The sequence below is a fragment of the Rathayibacter sp. VKM Ac-2926 genome (genome assembly GCF_022815565.1).
Taxonomy (GTDB): Bacteria; Actinomycetota; Actinomycetes; order Actinomycetales; family Microbacteriaceae; genus Rathayibacter; species Rathayibacter festucae.
This window is the reverse complement of record NZ_JALGRS010000001.1, coordinates 453,627-471,390: the sequence shown is the minus strand read 5'-3', so window position 1 is coordinate 471,390 and position 17,764 is coordinate 453,627. Positions and strand designations below refer to the sequence as shown.

The window sequence follows — 17,764 nt, the reverse complement described above, 5'->3', positions numbered from 1 at the left end:
CTGATGTTGTGCGCGGCGGGGTCTCGATACGCCCGCGGCGCGGGCTACTCGACCAGCATGGAGGGCCGCGGCCCGGGCTACTCGACCAGCATGGAGGGCCTCGGCGCGGGCTGCTCGACCAGCACAATGCGCGCGACCGGCAGAGGGGGCGCCAGCATGCTGGTCGAGTAGCCGCGCAGCGGCGTAGCGAGACCCGCGCGTCAGCCGCCGACGCCCGTCAGGCCGAAGCGGAACTCGAGGCGGCCGTCGAGCGGCCGGACCTCGTACTCGGGGTGCGGGCGGGCGCCCCAGGAGTCGTCGCCCGCGACGCCGCGGCGGCGCAGCGCCGGGCGCAGCACGGTGCGCTGCACCGGCGGCAGCTCGTTCGGGTGCTGCGCGTTCTCGATCTCGTACGGGGTCCACGGCAGGGCCGAGAACTCCATCTCGCCGGCGCAGTCGAGCCGCAGCCCGAAGCCTGCGTCGTCGGTCACCTCGGCCCAGCGCACTCCCGTGCGGCTGCCCGACTCCTGCGGCTTCAGGTAGGGAGTCAGCTCGCGCGCGACGTCGCTCTCCCAGACGTCGAGACGCGCGCCGAGCCGGCGGTCGGAGTAGCACTCGTCCGGTCCGTCGCCGTACCAGCGCAGCCGGTGCGCGTCGGCGCCGGTGGTCAGCTGCATCCCGAACTCGGGCAGATCGGGCAGTCCGTCCGGCACCGTCATCGCGACGGTCACCTCGATCCGCCCGTCGCCGGTGACCCGGTAGTCGACGTCGCAGACCGCGCGCGGAGTGGTCGGCAGCTCGTAGCGGAAGCCGACGACCACCGCGCGCTCCTCGACGGACACCCGCGCCGTTCGCAGCGCCTCGCCCGCGGCCCGCGCGTAGCGGCTCGCCAGCAGCCACTGCCCGTCCTCGAAGGGACCGCCCCAGCCGCGCTCGTTCGAGGTCGGCGCGTGCCAGAAGGACGGCATCGGGATCGAGGTGAGCAGCTCCCGGCCGCCCTCGGGCCCGCCGCCCCAGCGGTACGACATCAGCCCGCCGTGCAGGCGGGAGAAGAGGACGCTGAAGTGCCCGCCCACGACGCCCACGTTGTGGGTGCCGTCGATGAGCTCGGGCCTCGGCGCGTGCTCCGGCCGCGAGAACCCCGCGATCTCGAAGACGTGCTGCCCGCGCGCGACGACGTGTCCCGCCGTCGCCCACCGCGTGTCCTCGCGCAGCCGGAGCTCGACGTCGAGCGTGTACTCGCCCGGCAGCTCCGGCAGCGGCACCGGCTGCGGGTAGGTCGACGACCCACCCGCGGCGACGTCGGTCGCGAGCTCCCGCTCCGCCAGCACGCGTCCCTCGCGCCGCAGCACGACGACCGCCGCGTACGCGGAGGAGGAGGTGGCCAGCAGCCGGTTCCCGATCACGATCTCCGACGCCGAGACGTCGACGCGGAACGGCTGGTACAGGTGCGCCACCTCCTGCAGCTTCGGCGTCGGCGTGCGGTCGGCGAAGAGGATCCCGTTGCCGCTGAAGTCGCCGTCGTGCGGCGACTCCCCGCTGTCGCCGCCGTAGCCGAGGAACGGCACCCCGTGCCGGTCGGTCATCGCGACGGCCTGGTCCGCGAAGTCCCAGATGAAGCCGCCCTGGAACAGCGGCTCCCGCTCGGCGAGATCGAGGTAGCGGTCGACCGCACCGAAGGAGTTGCCCATCGCATGGGCGTACTCGCAGAGCAGGAACGGCTTGTCGCGGTGCTCCGCGAGGTACTGCTCGATCTCGGCGGCCGGCGTGTACATCTGGCTGACCACGTCGGTCGTCTCCGGATAGCGGGAGTCCCAGTGCACCCCCTCGTAGTGGACCGGACGGTCGTCGACCGCGCGGAACCAGTCGGCGAGATCGCGGAGGACGGTGCCGCCGAACGACTCGTTGCCGAGCGACCACATCACCACGCTCGGGTGGTTCTTGTCGCGCTCGAGCAGGCTCCGCGCCCGGTCGTGCAGCGCGGGCGCCCACCGGCCGTCGTCGCCGGGCACCGACTCGGCGAGCGGCGCGTCGAGGTAGCGGACGCGGTCCCACAGCCCGTGCGTCTCGAGGTTCATCTCGTCGATCACGAGGAAGCCGTACTCGTCGGCGAGGTCGTAGAAGTAGGAGTTGTTCGGGTAGTGGCTGGTGCGGATCGCGTTGACGCCCACCCGCTTCAGGATCCGGAGGTCCTCCTCCGTCTGCGCCCGGTCGACGACCCGCCCCTGCAGGCCGAACTCGTGCCGGTTGACCCCGCGGAAGACGACCCGCCGCCCGTTGAGGCTGAGCACGCCGTCCTCGATCGCGAAGCGGCGGAGCCCGACGGTCTGCGGGACCACCTCGGTCACGGCGCCGTCCGCGTCCCGCACGCGCACCGTCAGGCGGTGCAGGTGCGGGTCCTCGGGGCTCCACAGCCGCGGCTCCGCGAGCCGGAGGCGGTGCACGCCGTCCGGATCGAGCCGCAGCGGGCCGACGCCGTCGAGCTCGACCGTCGCCGAGCCCGCGCCGTCGAGCCGCAGCTCGACCGCGATGCCGGCCCCGTCGTCGTCGACCGACGTCCGCACGCGGAGGTCCTCGACATGCACGCGCGGGCGGCGCAGCAGCACGACGTCGCGGAAGATCCCGGAGAAGCGGAAGAAGTCCTGGTCCTCGAGCCACGAGCCGGCGCTCCACTTGACCACCTGCGCGGCGAGCAGGTTCTCGCCGGGCAGCAGCGCCTCGGTGAGGTCGAACTCGCCGGGCGAGAAGCTGTCGGCCGAGAAGCCGAGGTAGACGCCGTTCAGCCAGAGCGCGATCGTGCTCTCGGCGCCGCGCACGTCGAGCGCGATCCGCTCGCCGGGCGCGAGCGGCGCGTCCAGCTCGAAGGTCGTCCGGTAGGAGGCCGTCGGGTTGAAACGCTCGGGGGCCTGCCCGGGCAGGATGCTCTCGCGCCCGTCCCAGGGGTACTGCGTGTTCACGTACTGCGGGCGGTCGTGGCCGTGCAGCTGGATGTGCGCCGGCACGGGGATCAGCTCCCAGTCGCCCGCGTCGAAGTCCGGCCGCTCGAAGCCGGCCGGTGCGTCGGCCGGGCGGGGCGCGCAGTGGATCCGCCACAGCCCGTTCAGCGACTGCTCGAACGAGCTGACGCCCGTCGCGGCCTCGTCCGAGGAGCGGAACCAGCGGTGGTCGGAGTGCGCCGGCCGCCGGTTCTCGGCGAAGAAGCCGGGGTCGGAGAGCCGCGCGAGGTCGAACCCGGCGGTCGACGCCGCCTCGCCCGGGAGCTCCGCGAGGCTCACTTGATCGCCCCGGTGATGCCCTCGGCGAAGGAGCGCTGCAGGACCATGAAGACGATGACGGTGGGCACCGAGGCGAGGAAGACGGCCAGCATCAGCACGCCGTAGTCGACGACGTAGCCCGCGCTGAGGTTCGAGATCAGCATCGGCATGGTCTGGAAGTCGTTGTTCACGAGGATGACCTTGGGCCAGAGGAAGTTGTTCCAGGCGGTCATGAAGGTGATGACCGCGGCCGCGGCATAGGTCGAGCGCATCGACGGCAGGTAGATCCGGGCGAAGATCCCGAGCTCGCTGACCCCGTCGATCCGCGCGGCCTCGATGATCTCGTAGGGGAACGAGCGCGAGGCCTGCCGGAACAGCAGGATCAGGAACGGGGTCGAGATCGCCGGGATGATGACCGCGCCGAGGGAGTTGATCATCCCGACCTCGGCGAAGACCTGGAAGAGCGGGATCATCGTCGCCGCGAACGGGATCATGATCGCGATCAGCAGGACCGCCATCAGGAGGTCCTTTGCCCGCGAGTGGAAGACCTCGAAGCCGTAGCCGGCGATCGAGCAGACGATCAGCGCGAGCACCGTGGTGCCCACCGCGACGGTCGCCGAGTTCCACATCGCCGAGCCGACGTCCTGCAGATCGAGCAGTCCGGCGAAGTTGTCGAAGAGCGCCAGGCCCGGGATCATCCGCGAGTCGAGGACGTCCTGGCTGGTGTTCGTCGCCGAGACGGCCATGAAGTAGAGCGGGAAGATCGAGAAGAGCGCGAAGACCGAGAGGAAGAGGTACTTCGGCAGGCCGCGCAGCCGCGAGGACAGCGGCGCGCTGCGGACGGGGACGGACTCGCTCGGAGTGACGGACTCGACGTCCTCGATCGCGGGCAGGGTGCTGACGCGCTCAATCACGCTTGTCACCGACTTTCAGCTGAACGAACGCGAGGACCGCGACGAGGATGAGGATCACGTAGGAGAGGGCGGAGGCGTAGCCGAAGTTCGGGTTCTTCAGGAACGAGACCTCGTAGAGGTAGTGCGACATCGACATGGTCGTGTAGGCCGGGCCGCCTCTGGTCAGCGCCCACGACTCGTCGAAGAGCTGCAGCGTCCCGTTGGTCGACATGATCGCGGTGAGCAGGATGATCGGCTTCAGCTGCGGGATCGTGACGTGCCAGAAGGTCTGCAGCGCGTTCGCGCCGTCCATCCGCGCGGCCTCGATGCTCGAGTAGTCGACGTTCTGCAGCGCCGCCAGGTAGAAGACCATGTTGTAGCCGGTCCAGCGCCAGAGCAGTCCGAGGATGATGACGAAGCGCCCGGTGTCCGGATTGCCGAGCCAGTTGATCGGCGAGTCCATCAGGCCGATGCCCATCAGCACGTCGTTGACGAAGCCGTCGTTGGCGAAGATCGTGCGGAAGACCAGCGAGTAGGCGACGAGGGAGACGGCGCACGGCAGGAAGATCGCGGTGCGCCAGAAGGTCTTGAACTTCAGGTTCCTGGTGTTGAGCAGGTTGGCCAGCACCAGCGCCATGATCAGCATCACCGGCACCTGGATGATCAGGTAGATGAAGGTGTTCTGCAGCGTCAGCCGGAAGATCTCGTCCTGCAGCAGGCGCTCGTAGTTCAGCCAGAACGGCTGCGCGTAGCTGAGGTTCGCCCCGCGGCCGGTCTGCAGCGAGAGCAGGAAGGCCTGGATCATCGGCAGGAAGCTCACCAGGAAGATGAGCACCGCCGCCGGCAGGAGGAAGGCCCAGCCGGTGAGGCTGCGGCGGCGCTCCCCGGTCATGCGGATCGGGCGGCTGCGGAGATCGCGCTGCGGCCGGGGTGGGACGCGCAGGCGCGGGCGCGGAGGGGCGGAGGTCGACACGGGCGGGCTCGCATTCTCGGAAGGAGAGGGATGGGGAGGGACGGGCCGGGGAGGAGGAGTCCTCCCCGGCCCGGGGTGCGAGCCGGCTCGCGGCGACGTCGGGTCTCGGTGACGCCGGCTCGCGGCGAGCCCTAGCTCATGGCGAACTCGACGTTCTTCTGCGCCTCCTCCAGCGCCGAGGCGGGGTCCGCACCGCCGATGATCTGCGTGATCGCGGCGCTCACGGCGTCGCGGCCCTCGTAGTAGTAGGCGCCGGTGTTGTTGCTCGGCACCTCGGCGCCGAACTCGGCGACCTCGGCGAAGATCGGCTGGCCGGCGAAGAACTCGTTCGGCTGCTCGTAGGCGGTCGAGGAGCCGGCGGGCAGCCAGTTCGCGACGGCGCCGGACTTCGGCAGGATCGTGTCGTAGAGCTCGGTCGAGCCGGCGAAGGTCGAGGCGAGGAAGTCGGCCGCGAGGTCGACGTCGGCGTTCGCGCTGATCGCCCAGGACGATCCGCCGCTGGCCGTGTAGTTGGTCGCGCCGGAGATGCCGTCGAGCGAGGGGACGTTCGTGATCGCCCAGTCACCGGCCTGGTCCTCGGCGGTCTGGATGGAGCCGACGATCCAGATGCCCTGGATGGTGCCGCCGACGGAGCCGTTCACGAAGGTGCCGAGGTACTCGTCCCACGAGTTGACCTCGACGAAGACGCCCGAGTCGACGAGCTGCTTGTAGACGTCGATCGCGGCGAGCAGCGCGTCGTTGTCGGTGATGGTGGGGTTGCCCTCGTCGTCGAAGAGGCTGGCTCCGGCGCTCTGCAGCATCATCATGATCATGTCCGAGGAGCCGGCCTGGCCCGAGAGCAGCGGCGATCCGGTCTTCGCGAGGACGTCCTTGCCCTTGGTGAGGAACTCCTCCCAGGTGATGTCGGTGAAGTCGTCGATCGTGTAGCCGGCCGCCTCGAGGACGTCGGTGCGCAGCGCGGTGACCGCGGTGCCGGAGTCGAACGGCACGCCGTAGTGCACGTCGTCGAGGGTCGAGTAGGCGGCGACGGCCTCGGGGAACTCCGTGAAGTCGACGGCGTCGGCGGGCAGCTCGCTGAAGATCTCCGGGTAGTTGACGAGGTTCTTCTGGAACGCGTTGTTCTGCATCAGGAAGACGTCGGGCAGCTCCTCGTACTGCTGCGACTGGGCGAGGGTGGTCAGCTTGGGCTGCAGGTCGTCCCAGGGGGTCTCGATGATGTCCAGCTTGAAGTCCGGGTGGTCCTTCTGGTAGATCTTCTCGGCCTCCTCGAGGGCCGCGATGTTGAACACCGGGTCCCAGGCCCAGACGCTGAGCGTCTCGTCGCCGTCGCCTCCGCCGGCGGCGTTCCCGCCACCGCCGCCGCCGGCCGCGCAGGCGCTCAGCGCGAGGACGAGGGGCAGGGAGACGGCCACGACGGTCGTGAACTTCTTGGAGCTTCTTCGCACGGATTCGTTCCTTCTGTGTGGGTGGGGGTGCTGTGTGGGAAGTGCAGTGCTGCTGCGGATGCAGTGGTGCTGCGGGAGGAAAAAGCGGAGGGGGCGCCCGGGCTCAGCCGAGCGGCTGCCAGGGCCCGTACGGGTCGCCCGGGGTCTGGTTGCGGGTCCACCACTTCGCGCGGTAGCGCTGGCCCTGGTGGACGACGACGTCGCCGGTGTCGAAGATGCGCGAGGCCGTCCAGACCGCGGTGCCGTCGGGTGCGGTCGCGAGCTGCTGCCACGGGCCGTTCGGGTCGCCGGGGGTCTGGTTGCTCGTCCACCACGAGGCCCGCCAGAGCGAGCCCTGGAAGAGCACGCTGTCGCCCTGCTGGTAGACGGAGGTCGCCGACCAGGTGGCCGCGGCCTGGCGCCGGAGGGCCAGCGCGTCGACCGTCAGGCCCGCGCCGCCGGGGCCGCTCGCCAGGATCGCGACGGTGGCGGTGCCGGCCGGCAGCGAGAACTCCGCCGAGCGCACGTCGGCCCAGCCGCTCGTGGCGGGGATCTCGGTGCGGTGCTCGACGCCGTCCGCGCCGGTGACCACGATCCGCGCGGAGTCGAGTCCGCCCGGCCGGTCCGCGCGGAGGGACAGCGTGTAGACGCCCGCGGGGACCTCGTCCTGCTGCTGCACCCCGCCCGAGAAGGCCTGCGCCGCGCCGAGCCGGAGCGCGTAGCGCGAGCCGTCGGCGCCGGGCGAGGGGTTCGAGACGAAGCCGGTGGTCGTCGAGGCGGGGTCGGTGGTCTGCGTCCAGCCGGTGACCGTGGTCACCGCGATCCGGTCGGCGGCGAAGTCGGGGTTGAGGATCCAGTTGTTGCCGGCGCCGACCTGCCACTCGCCGGAGCGGGCGTTCAGGTCCCACTCGCTCAGGGACTCGAAGCGGACGTCCGCGCCGGTCCCGCTGAGCGGCAGCCACTGGTTGTAGCCGAGGCCGTTCCAGGCGAAGTCGGCCCAGCGGTCGCCGGCGTAGATCACGGTGTCCTGCTCGGTTCCCTGCACCGTCAGGAAGAAGCCGCTCTGGGTGACGTGGCTGTAGTCCTTCTCGGTGCCGGGCAGCACGTACATGCTCGAGTACGGCCCCTGGATCCGGCCCTCGAGCGAGCGCACGAGGTAGGTCTGCGAGGTGTTCCAGCCGTGCAGGTCCGAGCTCGCGACGTAGTACTGGCCGTCGAGCTTGAACATCGCGTTGCCCTCGCGCCCGGCGCCGCGGTAGACCTCGACGGCCGTCTCGACCGAGAGCGAGTCGGTGTCGCTGATCCGGCCCACGTAGGTGCGGCTGCGGCCGTCGCGGTAGGAGAAGACGAGGTAGTCCGCGCCGTCGTCGTCCGTGAAGACCGTCTGGTCGCCGGTGCCCTGCTCCCAGCCCGGCTTGCTCGGGTTCCGGTAGACGCCGGGGATATGGGTCTGCAGGTTCGCGTACTTGAAGTCGGCGACGGGCGAGTCCCCGCTGAGGAAGAGGACTCCGGCGTTCGTGACGCGGGCCGGGTCGGGGCTCTCGAACTGGGTGAGCAGGACGTACTTCCCGGTCTGCTCGTTGTAGGCGACGCCGAGCCGGCCGATCCAGACCGCGTCGGCGAGCGTCTCCATGTCCGAGAAGTAGCTGCCCGTGACGTCCTTCGAGGCGGGGATGTGCAGCGCGGTGTCCCTCGTGGCGACGTCGTTCTCGAACGTCCAGTTCACGAGGTCCTCGGAGGAGTACGCGGTCACCGCGACGAAGTCGCCCTCGCCGGCCCGGGTGTAGGTGCGGGTCGGGGAGTCGTAGTAGAGCTGCGAGCCGGTGTACTCGACGCCGTACCAGTAGTAGCGGTCGCCGAAGCGGAAGATCCCGCCGCCCTGGGAGAAGATCGGGTCGCCCGCGGTGTCGAGCCAGAACCGATCGTTCTCGATGGTCTCGAGCGTGCCGTCGGCGAGCGGGACGAGGGCGGCGGCGGTGGTCTGCAGCCCGTTCTTCGCGGCGACGACGGCGGCGGCGCTCGCTCCGGCGTCGTCGAGGACCTCGCCCGCGGTCACCGTCGCCGCGGCGAACGGTGCCCAGGACGCGGCGGTGTAGGCGGAGGGGACGCGGGTGCGGTACTCGTCGAGCCGCTCGCGCAGTCCCGAGATCCGGACGAGGCCGGTCTCGGCGGCCTCGAGGGCGCTGCGGGCGGCCAGCAGGGCGGCGTCGGTCGAGGCGGCGTCGTCGCGGGCGGCGGTCGCGGTCGCGACGGCGGTCGAGAAGGGGGCCCAGGAGGCGGCGGTGAAGTCGGCTGCGGCGAGCGCGCCCACCCGGTCGAGCGCGGCGGCGAGGCGGGCGCGCTCGTCGACGAGCACGGCGCTGGTGAACTCGGCGGAGGCGTGGTTGATGAAGCCGACCGTGACGACCCGGAGGACGTGGTCGCCGGGGGCGAGCCCGGTGAAGCTCGCGATCGGGACCGTCGTGGTCGATCGGGTGCCGCGGTAGTCGGCCGAGCCGATCCTCACGCCGTCGACGAAGACGTCGGCGGTGCCGTTGGTGGTGGCCTTCCGGCCCGAGAGGGCGACCGTCTCGCCGGTGAAGGCGATCTCGAAGGCCGCGCCGCCGGTCGCCCAGGTGTGCGTGCTGTTCTTCGACCAGGCGCCCTCGTAGAAGGTGGCGTCCGGCGTGCCGCGCACGGTCGTGGTCTCGGTGAAGGCGACCGTCGTCGTCCGGATCTCGGTGGCCTCGGCGGTCTGCCCGGCGAGGGGCGACAGGCCGGCGAGCACGAGCAGCCCGGCGAGCAGAGCAGCGATCAGGGCGGGGAGCCGCCTCGTCGTCGTACGCGTCATGTCGTGCCTCCGTCGTCGCAGGTCCACCGTGGTACAGCGCTGTACCACGAACGCGAATCTAGCCTGGAGGATCCTGTGAGGGCAAGGAGACTTTTCTCTGATCAGCGTGTCGTGCCGCGGGCGACGACCTGCGATCGGGCGAAGAGCGTGGTCGCGGGAGCCTCCACCCGGTCGATCCGCGCGACCAGCCGCTCGAGCGCCGTGCGGGCGATCCACTCGATCCGCGAGTCCATCGAGGTGAGCGGCGGGGAGAGGAACGCCGACTCCTCGATGTCGTCGAAGCCGATCACCTGCACCTCGTCCGGGATGCGCAGTCCGCCCTCGCGCAGGGCCGAGATCGCGCCGGTCGCGAGGACGTCGTTGAAGCAGACCAGGCCGTCGAACGGCACCCCCGCCTCGACGAGCGCGCGGGCGACCCGGAAGCCGGAGCCGATCGTCCAGTCGTAGCCCGTGACGCCCACCAGGCGCGGATCGAGCGCGCGGCCCGCGGCGGCGAGCTCCTCGACGACCCCGCGCAGCCGCTGCTCGGCGTTCCCTTCGCGGGCGGCGCCGATCCGGTCGGCGTCGAAGGGCGAGTGCGCGCCGACGACGGCCAGCGCGGTGCTGCCGCGTGCGAGGAGGTGCGCCGTGGCCGCGCGGGCGTCGGCGACGTCGTCGGTCGTTACCCGGTCCACCAGCTCGTAGGTGTCGCGGGTCCCCAGGCAGACCAGGGGGTACTCGACGGCGAGCGCCGAGCGGTCGAGGGTCTCGTGCTCCGACAGCGAGAGCAGCAGCCCGTCGGTGAGCTGCGAGTTGAAGCGCTGCAGCAGCCGGCGCGAGCCGTCCCCGCCGTCGTCGGGGTAGGTCGTGACGGAGACCGCGAGGTCCATGTCGCGGGCGGTCTCGATGACCGCCTCCGCCAGCTCGGCGAGGTAGGCGGCCTTCAGGGTCGGCACGGCGAGCGTCACCGCATCGGTCCGTCCGCGGGTCAGATTGCGGGCCGCGACGTTCACCGTGTAGCCGAGCTCCGCGACCGCGGCCCGGACGCGCTCCCGCGTGCCGTCGGCCATCCGGCCCGTGCCGTTGACCGCGTTCGACGCCGTCTTCAGCGAGACCCCGGCGCGCTCGGCGACCGACTCGAGCGTCGCCTTCCGGCGCGGTGGGGCCATGTCCTCGCGCCTTCCGTCGTCCCGGGCGGTCCGCCTGCGCCCTCCCCATGGATACACCACGGCTCGGACCTCGTCCTGCGCGAGGGCCGAGGTCAACCCTCCCCGGCGGTCCGAGCGCGCCGACGGAGAGCGGCGGATACTGGAGGGGCACCCGATAGCAGACAGATGTCGGACTGCGCGGAGCGCGGCCCGGCGAAGGAGGAACCGTGAAGGCACTGCGCTACACCACCGTCGGACAGGCCCCCGAGGTCGTCGAGATCGAGAAGCCCGTGCCAGGTCCGGGCGAGATCCTGCTGAAGGTGACCGCCGCCGGCGTCTGCCACTCCGACGACTACGTGATGAGCCTCCCCGAGGAGGACTACCTCGCCCAGCACTACCCGCTGCCGCTCACCCTCGGCCACGAGGGTGCGGGCGTGATCGAGGAGTTCGGCCCCGGCGTCGAGACCGGCCTGCAGATCGGCGAGGCCGTCGCCGTCTACGGACCGTGGGGCTGCGGCCACTGCCTCAACTGCTCGCGCGGCGCGGAGAACTACTGCACCAACGCCGAGGCGGAGGGCATCCGCCCGCCCGGCCTCGGCAACCAGGGCTCGATGGCGGAGTACATGATCGTCGACGACGTCCGCCACCTGATCCCGATCGGCGACCTCGACCCGGTGAAGAACGTCTCGCTCACCGACGCCGGGCTCACGCCGTACCACGCGATCAAGCGCAGCCTCCCGAAGCTCGGCGCGGGCACCTACGCCGTCGTCATCGGCTCGGGCGGGCTCGGCCACGTCGGCATCCAGATCCTCAAGGCGCTCTCCGGCGCGACGGTGATCGCGCTCGACGTCAGCGAGGAGAAGCTCGAGCTGGCGAAGCACGTCGGAGCGGACGTCACGCTGATCAGCGACGCCTCCGCCGCCGAGAGGATCCGCGAGATCACCGGCGGGCTGGGCGCGGACGCCGTCTTCGACTTCGTCGGCGCCGGCCCGACCATCGCGACGGCCACGGCGGTCGCGGCCGTCGAGTCGGACGTCACCATCGTCGGCATCGGCGGCGGCCAGGCGACCGTCGGCTTCGGCACGATCGCCTACGACGCGGCCCTGCGGATCCCCTACTGGGGCTCCCGCAGCGAGCTGATCGAGGTCTTCGAGCTCGCCAAGGCGGGCCGCATCGACGTCGAGGTGCAGCGCTACGCCCTCGCCGACGCCCCCCGGGCCTACGCCGACCTGCACGACGGCACGGTCCGCGGCCGCGCGGTCATCGTCCCGTAGGCCGCGATTGCCCGCAGGGGCGGCGACCCATGCTGGTCGAGTAGCCCGCAGGGCGTATCGAGACCCACGTCCGGCAGAACGGCGGACCTCGATACGCCCTCTCGAGGGCTGCTCGATCAGCATGGAGGAGACCCGCCCGTCTAGCCTTCGAGGATGCGCTCCCGGCTCCTGCACGCCCGCGAATCGTTCTGGTTCCTACCCACCCTGTTCGGCGTCCTCGCGATCGCCCTGGCCTTCGGGCTGATCGAGCTCGACCGGCTGCTGATCCGCGCGGGCATCCAGGACCTCCCCCTCGTCGAGGACCTCTCCGCGACCGGCGGCCGGGCGATCCTCTCCGCGATCGGCGGCACCATGCTCGGGGTCGCCGCGACCTCGTTCTCGATCACGATCTCCGTCCTCGCCACCACGTCCTCCGCCTACGGGCCCCGGCTGGTCCGCAACTTCATGGCCGACCGCGGCAACCAGGTCGTCCTCGCGGTGCTGACCTCGACGTTCCTCTACTCGCTCATCGTGCTCCGCTCGGTGCACACCGAGGAGGACGCCACCCTCGCCTTCGTGCCCGTCGTCGCGGTCGGCTTCGCCGTGGTGCTGGCCGTCGGCGACGTCGCGGTGCTGGTCTACTTCATCCACCACATCGCGCTGTCGGTGCAGGTGACCACGCTGCAGAAGCGCGTGCTCGGCGAGCTCGAGGACGTCATCGCGGAGCTGTCGGGCGACGAAGACGAGCGGGACCGGCGCGAGGAGCCCTTCCCCGCCGGCGGTGTCGTGCTGACGGCGCCGCGCTCCGGCTACGTCGAGCAGCTCGAGTTCGAGCGCCTCGTCGCACTCGGCGCCCGCCACGACGCGGTGCTGCGGACGCTCGCCTCGCCCGGCGACCACGTCCTGGCCGGCGACCCCGTGCTCGAGCTCGTCGGCGGGAGCGACCTCGAGGAGGCGGCGCTCGCCGCGGTCGTGATCGCCGACGCGCGCACCCCGCACCAGGACCTCCGCTACGCCGTGCAGCAGGTCGTCGAGATCGGCGTCCGCGGCCTCGCGACCGGCACCAACGACCCGTACACCGCGGTCAGCGCACTCGACGCCCTGACCGGCGCGCTCGTCGAGCTCTGCCGGGGCGACGGCCCGCGCACCCGCTTCCGCGACGCCGACGGCGTCGCCCGGCTGTGGTGCACCTGGCCGACCGCCGCGGACCTCCTGGCCGAGGTCTACCTCGCCCTGCGCGCCTACGCGCTGGACCAGCCGCTCGTGGTCCGCGCCGGCGTCCGCCTGGCGCAGCGCCTCGAGCCCGTCGCCCGCGGCACCGCGCGCACCGAGCTGCACCGCCAGCTCGAGGCCTTCGCCGGTGCCTACGACGCCGCCGACCGCGACGCGCTCGAGGCCCCGGTGGTGCGCCGCGACCTGGCCGAGCTGCTCGCCCGCCTGTCCGCCGTGGAGTCCGCGCGCAGCTGAGGTCCAGCTGCACCGCACGATCCGTGCCGTTCTGCCGCGTCGGTGTCAGAGGTTGGGCGCGAGCGCGGCCGGGGTGCGACCCTGTCCGGGCTCGACCCCCGAACCCCGCTCGCCACCCCTGAGGAGCACCCGTGTCCCGTCCTCGCCCCCGGCCCCTCCGCACCCGCCGTCGCCACCGCGGCCCCGCGGCCGCCGCCTCCGTCCTGATGACCGTCGCGCTGCTCGGCGCGGCGGCGACCACCGCCCAGGCCGCTGATCCCGCCCCGTCATCCTCGGTGCCGACCCAGGCGGCCGAGCACCCCGCCGTCGAGACGAGTGTGACCGGAGCGTTCGTCGTCGAGCCGGGTCGGCCGATCGTGGTCGGCACCCCGGTCACGTTCACCTACCGCTGGAAGAACACCGGCGACGTCCCGTTGAAGGGCCTCCGGGAGGAGCTCGCCGTCGGTGCGACATACGAATGGATCGAGAATCAAACTGTCGCACCGGAGGACCTCGTCCTCGGGGTCGTCCGGACGGCCGGCGACGAAGGCACCCTGAGGACCCCCGCGGGCGCGACCGTCCCGTACTCCATCGCCGAGTACTTCCTCCGGATCCCCGGCGCCGGTCCGCAGCCGTCCGTCGCGGTCGAGCACCCCGGGATCACGATCACCGTCACCGGACGCTTCGACCTGAGGCCGGGGGAGACGGTCTCGGTCGAGACCCCGTTGCACATCTTCCGCCACGTCGTGAACACGGGTGATGTCCCACTCGTCATCGAGGGGATGCTGCTCCAGCCCGGCCACTCGGTCGACCTCCCCCTGATCGCGGACGCCAGTCCGGAGCAGTTGAAGCAGGGCTTCGTGCAGGTCGAGGGGAGTCTCGGGCGGGTGCCCACGCCGACCGGTTTCTACACCACTCCGTCCTACTCCGTCCGGATCCCGATTCCGGGTGCGACGCTGACGGTGGACTCCGGGCCTCCTGCTCCCGCGCCGACCGTCGCCCCGTCGCCGACGACCGTCCCCACGCCGACGTCCGCTCCGTCGGCGGGACCCGTGGTCGAGCATCCCGGGATGACGATCACCGTCACCGGCAAGTTCCTCATCAAGCCGGGCGAGACGGTGCAGGTCGGCATTCCGGTGCAGTACACGCTGCATGTCGCGAACACCGGCGACGTCCCGCTCACGCTGGCCGGCACCCGGATCGAGCCGGGGCGGTCGACGGACGTCGTCCAGAACAGGACGGTCACGCAGCAGGATCTCGACAGGGGATACGCGGAGACCGCGGGGAGCTTCGGCCGGATCCCCACTCCCACCGGCTCGTATGCGAGTCCCGACTACTCCTACCGCCTGCCGATCCCCGCCGTGACGCCGACTCCTGCCCCGACGCCGACTCCGACGGCCACACCCACACCCACACCCACACCCACACCCACGTCCACGCCCACGCCCACGCCGACCCCCGCGGTCGAGCACCCCGCGGTGCCCGGGCTCGCCGGCCGCGTCGCCGGCTCGCCGGCCCTCGCTCCGGGGGAGAAGCCGAGGATCGGCACGAGGGTGACGTGGACCGTGACGGTCACCAACACCGGCGACGTCGAGCTGCAGGACGTGCGGCTGCGCGGCGGGAAGGAGCGGGTCTTCCTCGCGCCGGGCGAGACCCGGACCCTCACCCGGTCGACGACGCTCTCGGCGCACGACCTCGAGACGAGGCGCGTCTCGAGCATCACCCAGGTGTCGGGCCGTACTCCGGAGGGAGCGCTCGTCCACCTGGAGGTCCGGGGAGCCCGCCTGATCCGCCTCCCGTAGACGGGCGCCCAGCGGACTCACGAGGCCGGCAGCACACCGGTCGAGCCGCATCCCGTGCTGGTCGAGCAGCCGCGGAGCGGCGTCTCGAGACCATGTCCTGCAGCACGGTGGATCTCGATACGCCCTCTGCGAGGGCTACTCGATCAGCATGAGGCAGGCGGCTCTTCCCATGGTGGTCGAGTAGCCGCGCTGCGGCGTCTCGAGACCGCGCATCAGCGCAGCGGCGCCGTCGACGAGCGCAGCACCAGGCGGGCGGTGACCGCCGTCCGCTCCTGGCGCTCGCCGGTGCGGATGCGCGCGGCCAGCATCTGCAGGGCCTTCTCGCCGAGCAGCTGGTGGTCGAGGTGCATCGTCGTCAGCGGCGGCGAGTAGTACGCGGAGTCGGGCATGTCGTCGACGCCGACGATCGAGTAGTCGCCGGGCGCCGTCCGGCCGCGCTCGGACATCGCGCGGAGGAAGCCGAGCGCGATCTGGTCGTTGGCGGCCGAGACCGCGGTGAACGACTCCGGGTCGACGGCCCGGCCCTGCGCGGCTCCCGACTCGGCGTCCCACTCCGCACAGCGCAGCACCTCGAGCGGGGCGACCCCCGCCTCCGTCAGCGCCGCCCGGTAGCCGCGCTCGCGGTCGACGGCCTCGTTGCGGTCGCCGGGGCCCGCGAGGTGCAGGATCCGCCGGTGCCCGAGCTCGAGCAGGTGCCGGGTGCCGAGGTGGCCGGCGCCGTAGGAGTCGGCGTAGGTCGAGTCGCCCACGGGGCCGCCGCGCTCGGAGCGCGTCACGACCGGCACCGAGGCGGCGATGTACTCGACCAGCTCGTCGAGCCCGCCGTAGGGCGTGCCGACGATGATCCCGTCGACCTGGAAGGAGAGCAGCTTGTCGACCGCGTGCCGCATCTCCTCGCGGGCTCCGGGGGCGTCCGGCCCGACCTCGAGCAGGGCCGTGATCAGCGAGAGCCCCTCGGCGCGCGCGGCGCGGCTCACCCCGGTCAGCAGCTCGGAGTGCCCGTAGTTCAGCGGCCCCATCGCGAGGAAGCCGACGGTGTCGGTGCGCTGGACCCGGAGGTTCCGGGCGACGCGGTTGTGCCGGTAGCCGAGCTCGGCGATGGCCGCCTCGATGCGCACCCGGGTCGCCGGAGCGACGTAGCCGCCGGTGAAGAAGCGGGAGACGGTCTGCGCCGAGACCTCGGCGTGCCGCCCGACGTCGGCCATGCTCGGCCGCGCGCGGGGCAGGGACGTGCTCGGCATCGAGGCTCCCTCCCTGGCGGCGACCCGCTCACTCTACTGAGCCGATTCCGGGCCGATCGCCGTTACCCGATCGTGACCCATCAACCGGTTGCGCGCATTGTCGCCCGAATGTGTTATCGATAACGTATCCCTCATCCACCGCCGTTGGAGCTCCAGTCCCGGCCCTGATCGGCGGATCCGACGTCGATGTCGCGCTGCTGCGATGTCGAGCAGCGAAAGGACGCGACGATGCGTGCTCTGACCCGTTCCCGTGCTCTGACCCGATCCGTCGCCCTCGCCACGGGCGCTCTTCTCCTCGCAGGCCTGGCCGGCTGCTCCGCGAGCGGCGGCGACTCCGGCGGCAAGACCGAGATCACCTGGTTCAAGCTCACCGAGTCGGCCGACTCCGCGAACGCGACGATCAACGAGATCGTCAGCGACTTCGAGGAGGCGAACCCCGACATCACCGTCAAGGTCGAGCAGCGGGCGGTGGACGCCCACAAGGACGCGCTGCGCACCACGCTCGGCACGAGCGGCGCCCCCGACCTCTTCTTCTCCTGGGCCGGCCCCGGTCTCGGCGGCGAGTTCATCGACGCCGGCGCGAGCCTGGACCTGAAGGAGTACTACGACGAGTACGGCTGGGCCGACCGATTCTCCGACACCACGATGTCCACCGTCACCCAGTACGGCGGCTACGACGGCGTGCCCTACACCCAGCGCACCGAGGCGGTCTTCTACAACAAGGACCTCTTCGAGCAGGCCGGCATCGACGCCGCGCCCACCTCCTACGACGAGCTCGTCGAGGACGCCGGGAAGCTCAAGGACGCGGGCATCACCCCGTTCGAGTTCGGCGGCACCGTCAACTGGCACGTGATGCGCCTGCTCGACAGCCTGCTCGAGACCGAGTGCGGCGCCGACGGCTACCAGGCCCTCGTCACCGGCGAGGCGAGCTGGGCCGACGAGTCCTGCGTCACCGACACCTTCACCGAGTTCGCCACCTGGACGTCGGACTACGTCAACGACGGCTTCATCTCGATCAACAACGACGAGTCGAGCTCGCTCTTCTTCGCCGGCAAGGCGGCCATGGCGATCGAGGGCGACTGGTTCAACCAGCAGATCCGCGACGCCGGGATGTCCGAGGACTCGGTCGGCATCTTCGCCTTCCCCACGGGCACCGACCGCATCTACGGCTTCAACGAGAACAACTACATCTCCGCGAACTCGGAGCACGCCGACGAGGCCGCGAAGTTCCTCGACTACCTGACCTCGCCCGAGGCGCAGGCGAAGTTCATCGCCACCTTCGGCAGCCGCTCGGTCAACGTCGACGTCACCCCCGAGGACCAGAGCGCCTTCGACGCCCTCTGGAACCCGATCACCGAGGCGGCGACCGGCGTCTACATGAACAACGACCAGAACCTCTCGCAGTCGCAGACCACCGAGTACTGGCGCATCCAGAACCTGGTCGCGACCGGCGACCTCGACCCGGCCGACGCCGGCGCCGAGTTCCAGAAGTTCATCGACCAGCAGTGACGCCCGGGGCGGAGGGGGCCGCGCGTCCCCTCC

11 protein-coding genes are annotated in these 17,764 nt (G+C 71.3%); 4 read left to right on the top strand and 7 right to left on the bottom strand.

The window, feature by feature from the left end; genetic code table 11:
• Positions 1–200: 200 nt before the first annotated feature.
• The 6 genes from MT351_RS02235 to MT351_RS02210 all read right to left on the bottom strand — a co-directional run bounded on the left by MT351_RS02235 (position 201) and on the right by MT351_RS02210 (position 10,501).
• A complete protein-coding gene (locus MT351_RS02235) occupies positions 201–3,254 on the bottom strand; it encodes a glycoside hydrolase family 2 TIM barrel-domain containing protein (protein ID WP_132435212.1) in 3,054 nt (1,017 codons plus the stop codon).
• Positions 3,251–4,147 carry a carbohydrate ABC transporter permease gene (locus tag MT351_RS02230; RefSeq protein WP_243581115.1) on the bottom strand — a complete coding sequence of 299 codons (897 nt, stop codon included), beginning with the start codon at positions 4,145–4,147 and terminating at the stop codon, positions 3,251–3,253. The genes MT351_RS02235 and MT351_RS02230 overlap by 4 nt, the downstream gene beginning before the upstream one ends.
• On the bottom strand, positions 4,140–5,018 hold the full coding sequence (locus tag MT351_RS02225) for a carbohydrate ABC transporter permease (protein ID WP_123446593.1): 879 nt from the start codon (positions 5,016–5,018) through the stop codon (positions 4,140–4,142). Before MT351_RS02225 ends, MT351_RS02230 begins: the two co-directional genes overlap by 8 nt.
• Before the next feature lie 212 nt (positions 5,019–5,230).
• Positions 5,231–6,544: an extracellular solute-binding protein gene (locus tag MT351_RS02220; protein WP_132435210.1), complete on the bottom strand. Its 1,314-nt coding sequence runs from the start codon at positions 6,542–6,544 to the stop codon at positions 5,231–5,233.
• 103 nt (positions 6,545–6,647) lie between these two features.
• Entirely contained in the window at positions 6,648–9,353 is a 2,706-nt protein-coding gene (locus tag MT351_RS19865; RefSeq protein ID WP_132435208.1) for a carbohydrate-binding protein, read from the bottom strand.
• Positions 9,354–9,454: 101 nt separating this feature from the next.
• Positions 9,455–10,501: a LacI family DNA-binding transcriptional regulator gene (locus MT351_RS02210; RefSeq protein WP_123734665.1), complete on the bottom strand. Its 1,047-nt coding sequence runs from the start codon at positions 10,499–10,501 to the stop codon at positions 9,455–9,457.
• Between the two features lie 206 nt (positions 10,502–10,707).
• On the opposite strand from MT351_RS02210, the gene MT351_RS02205 reads away from it, so the two are divergent.
• The 3 genes from MT351_RS02205 (at position 10,708) to MT351_RS02195 (ending at position 14,981) form a co-directional block, all read left to right on the top strand.
• Positions 10,708–11,754 (top strand): NAD(P)-dependent alcohol dehydrogenase, encoded by a 1,047-nt coding sequence (locus MT351_RS02205; RefSeq protein WP_132435206.1) that lies wholly within the window; start codon positions 10,708–10,710, stop codon positions 11,752–11,754.
• 153 nt (positions 11,755–11,907) lie between these two features.
• The gene (locus MT351_RS02200) at positions 11,908–13,200 is read left to right on the top strand and encodes a DUF2254 domain-containing protein (protein ID WP_132435204.1); all 1,293 of its coding nucleotides are present in this window, start codon (positions 11,908–11,910) and stop codon (positions 13,198–13,200) included.
• Positions 13,201–13,331: 131 nt separating this feature from the next.
• A complete protein-coding gene (locus MT351_RS02195; RefSeq protein WP_243581114.1) occupies positions 13,332–14,981 on the top strand; it encodes a hypothetical protein in 1,650 nt (549 codons plus the stop codon).
• A 212-nt stretch (positions 14,982–15,193) separates the two neighbouring features.
• Here MT351_RS02195 and MT351_RS02190 read toward each other — a convergent pair whose 3' ends face one another.
• A complete protein-coding gene (locus tag MT351_RS02190) occupies positions 15,194–16,222 on the bottom strand; it encodes a LacI family DNA-binding transcriptional regulator (protein ID WP_243581113.1) in 1,029 nt (342 codons plus the stop codon).
• Between the two features lie 228 nt (positions 16,223–16,450).
• Between MT351_RS02190 and MT351_RS02185 the strand changes: the two genes are divergently transcribed.
• Positions 16,451–17,731, top strand: a complete 1,281-nt coding sequence (locus MT351_RS02185; protein WP_123735536.1) for an ABC transporter substrate-binding protein — start codon at positions 16,451–16,453, stop codon at positions 17,729–17,731.
• The last annotated feature ends 33 nt before the right edge of the window (positions 17,732–17,764 follow it).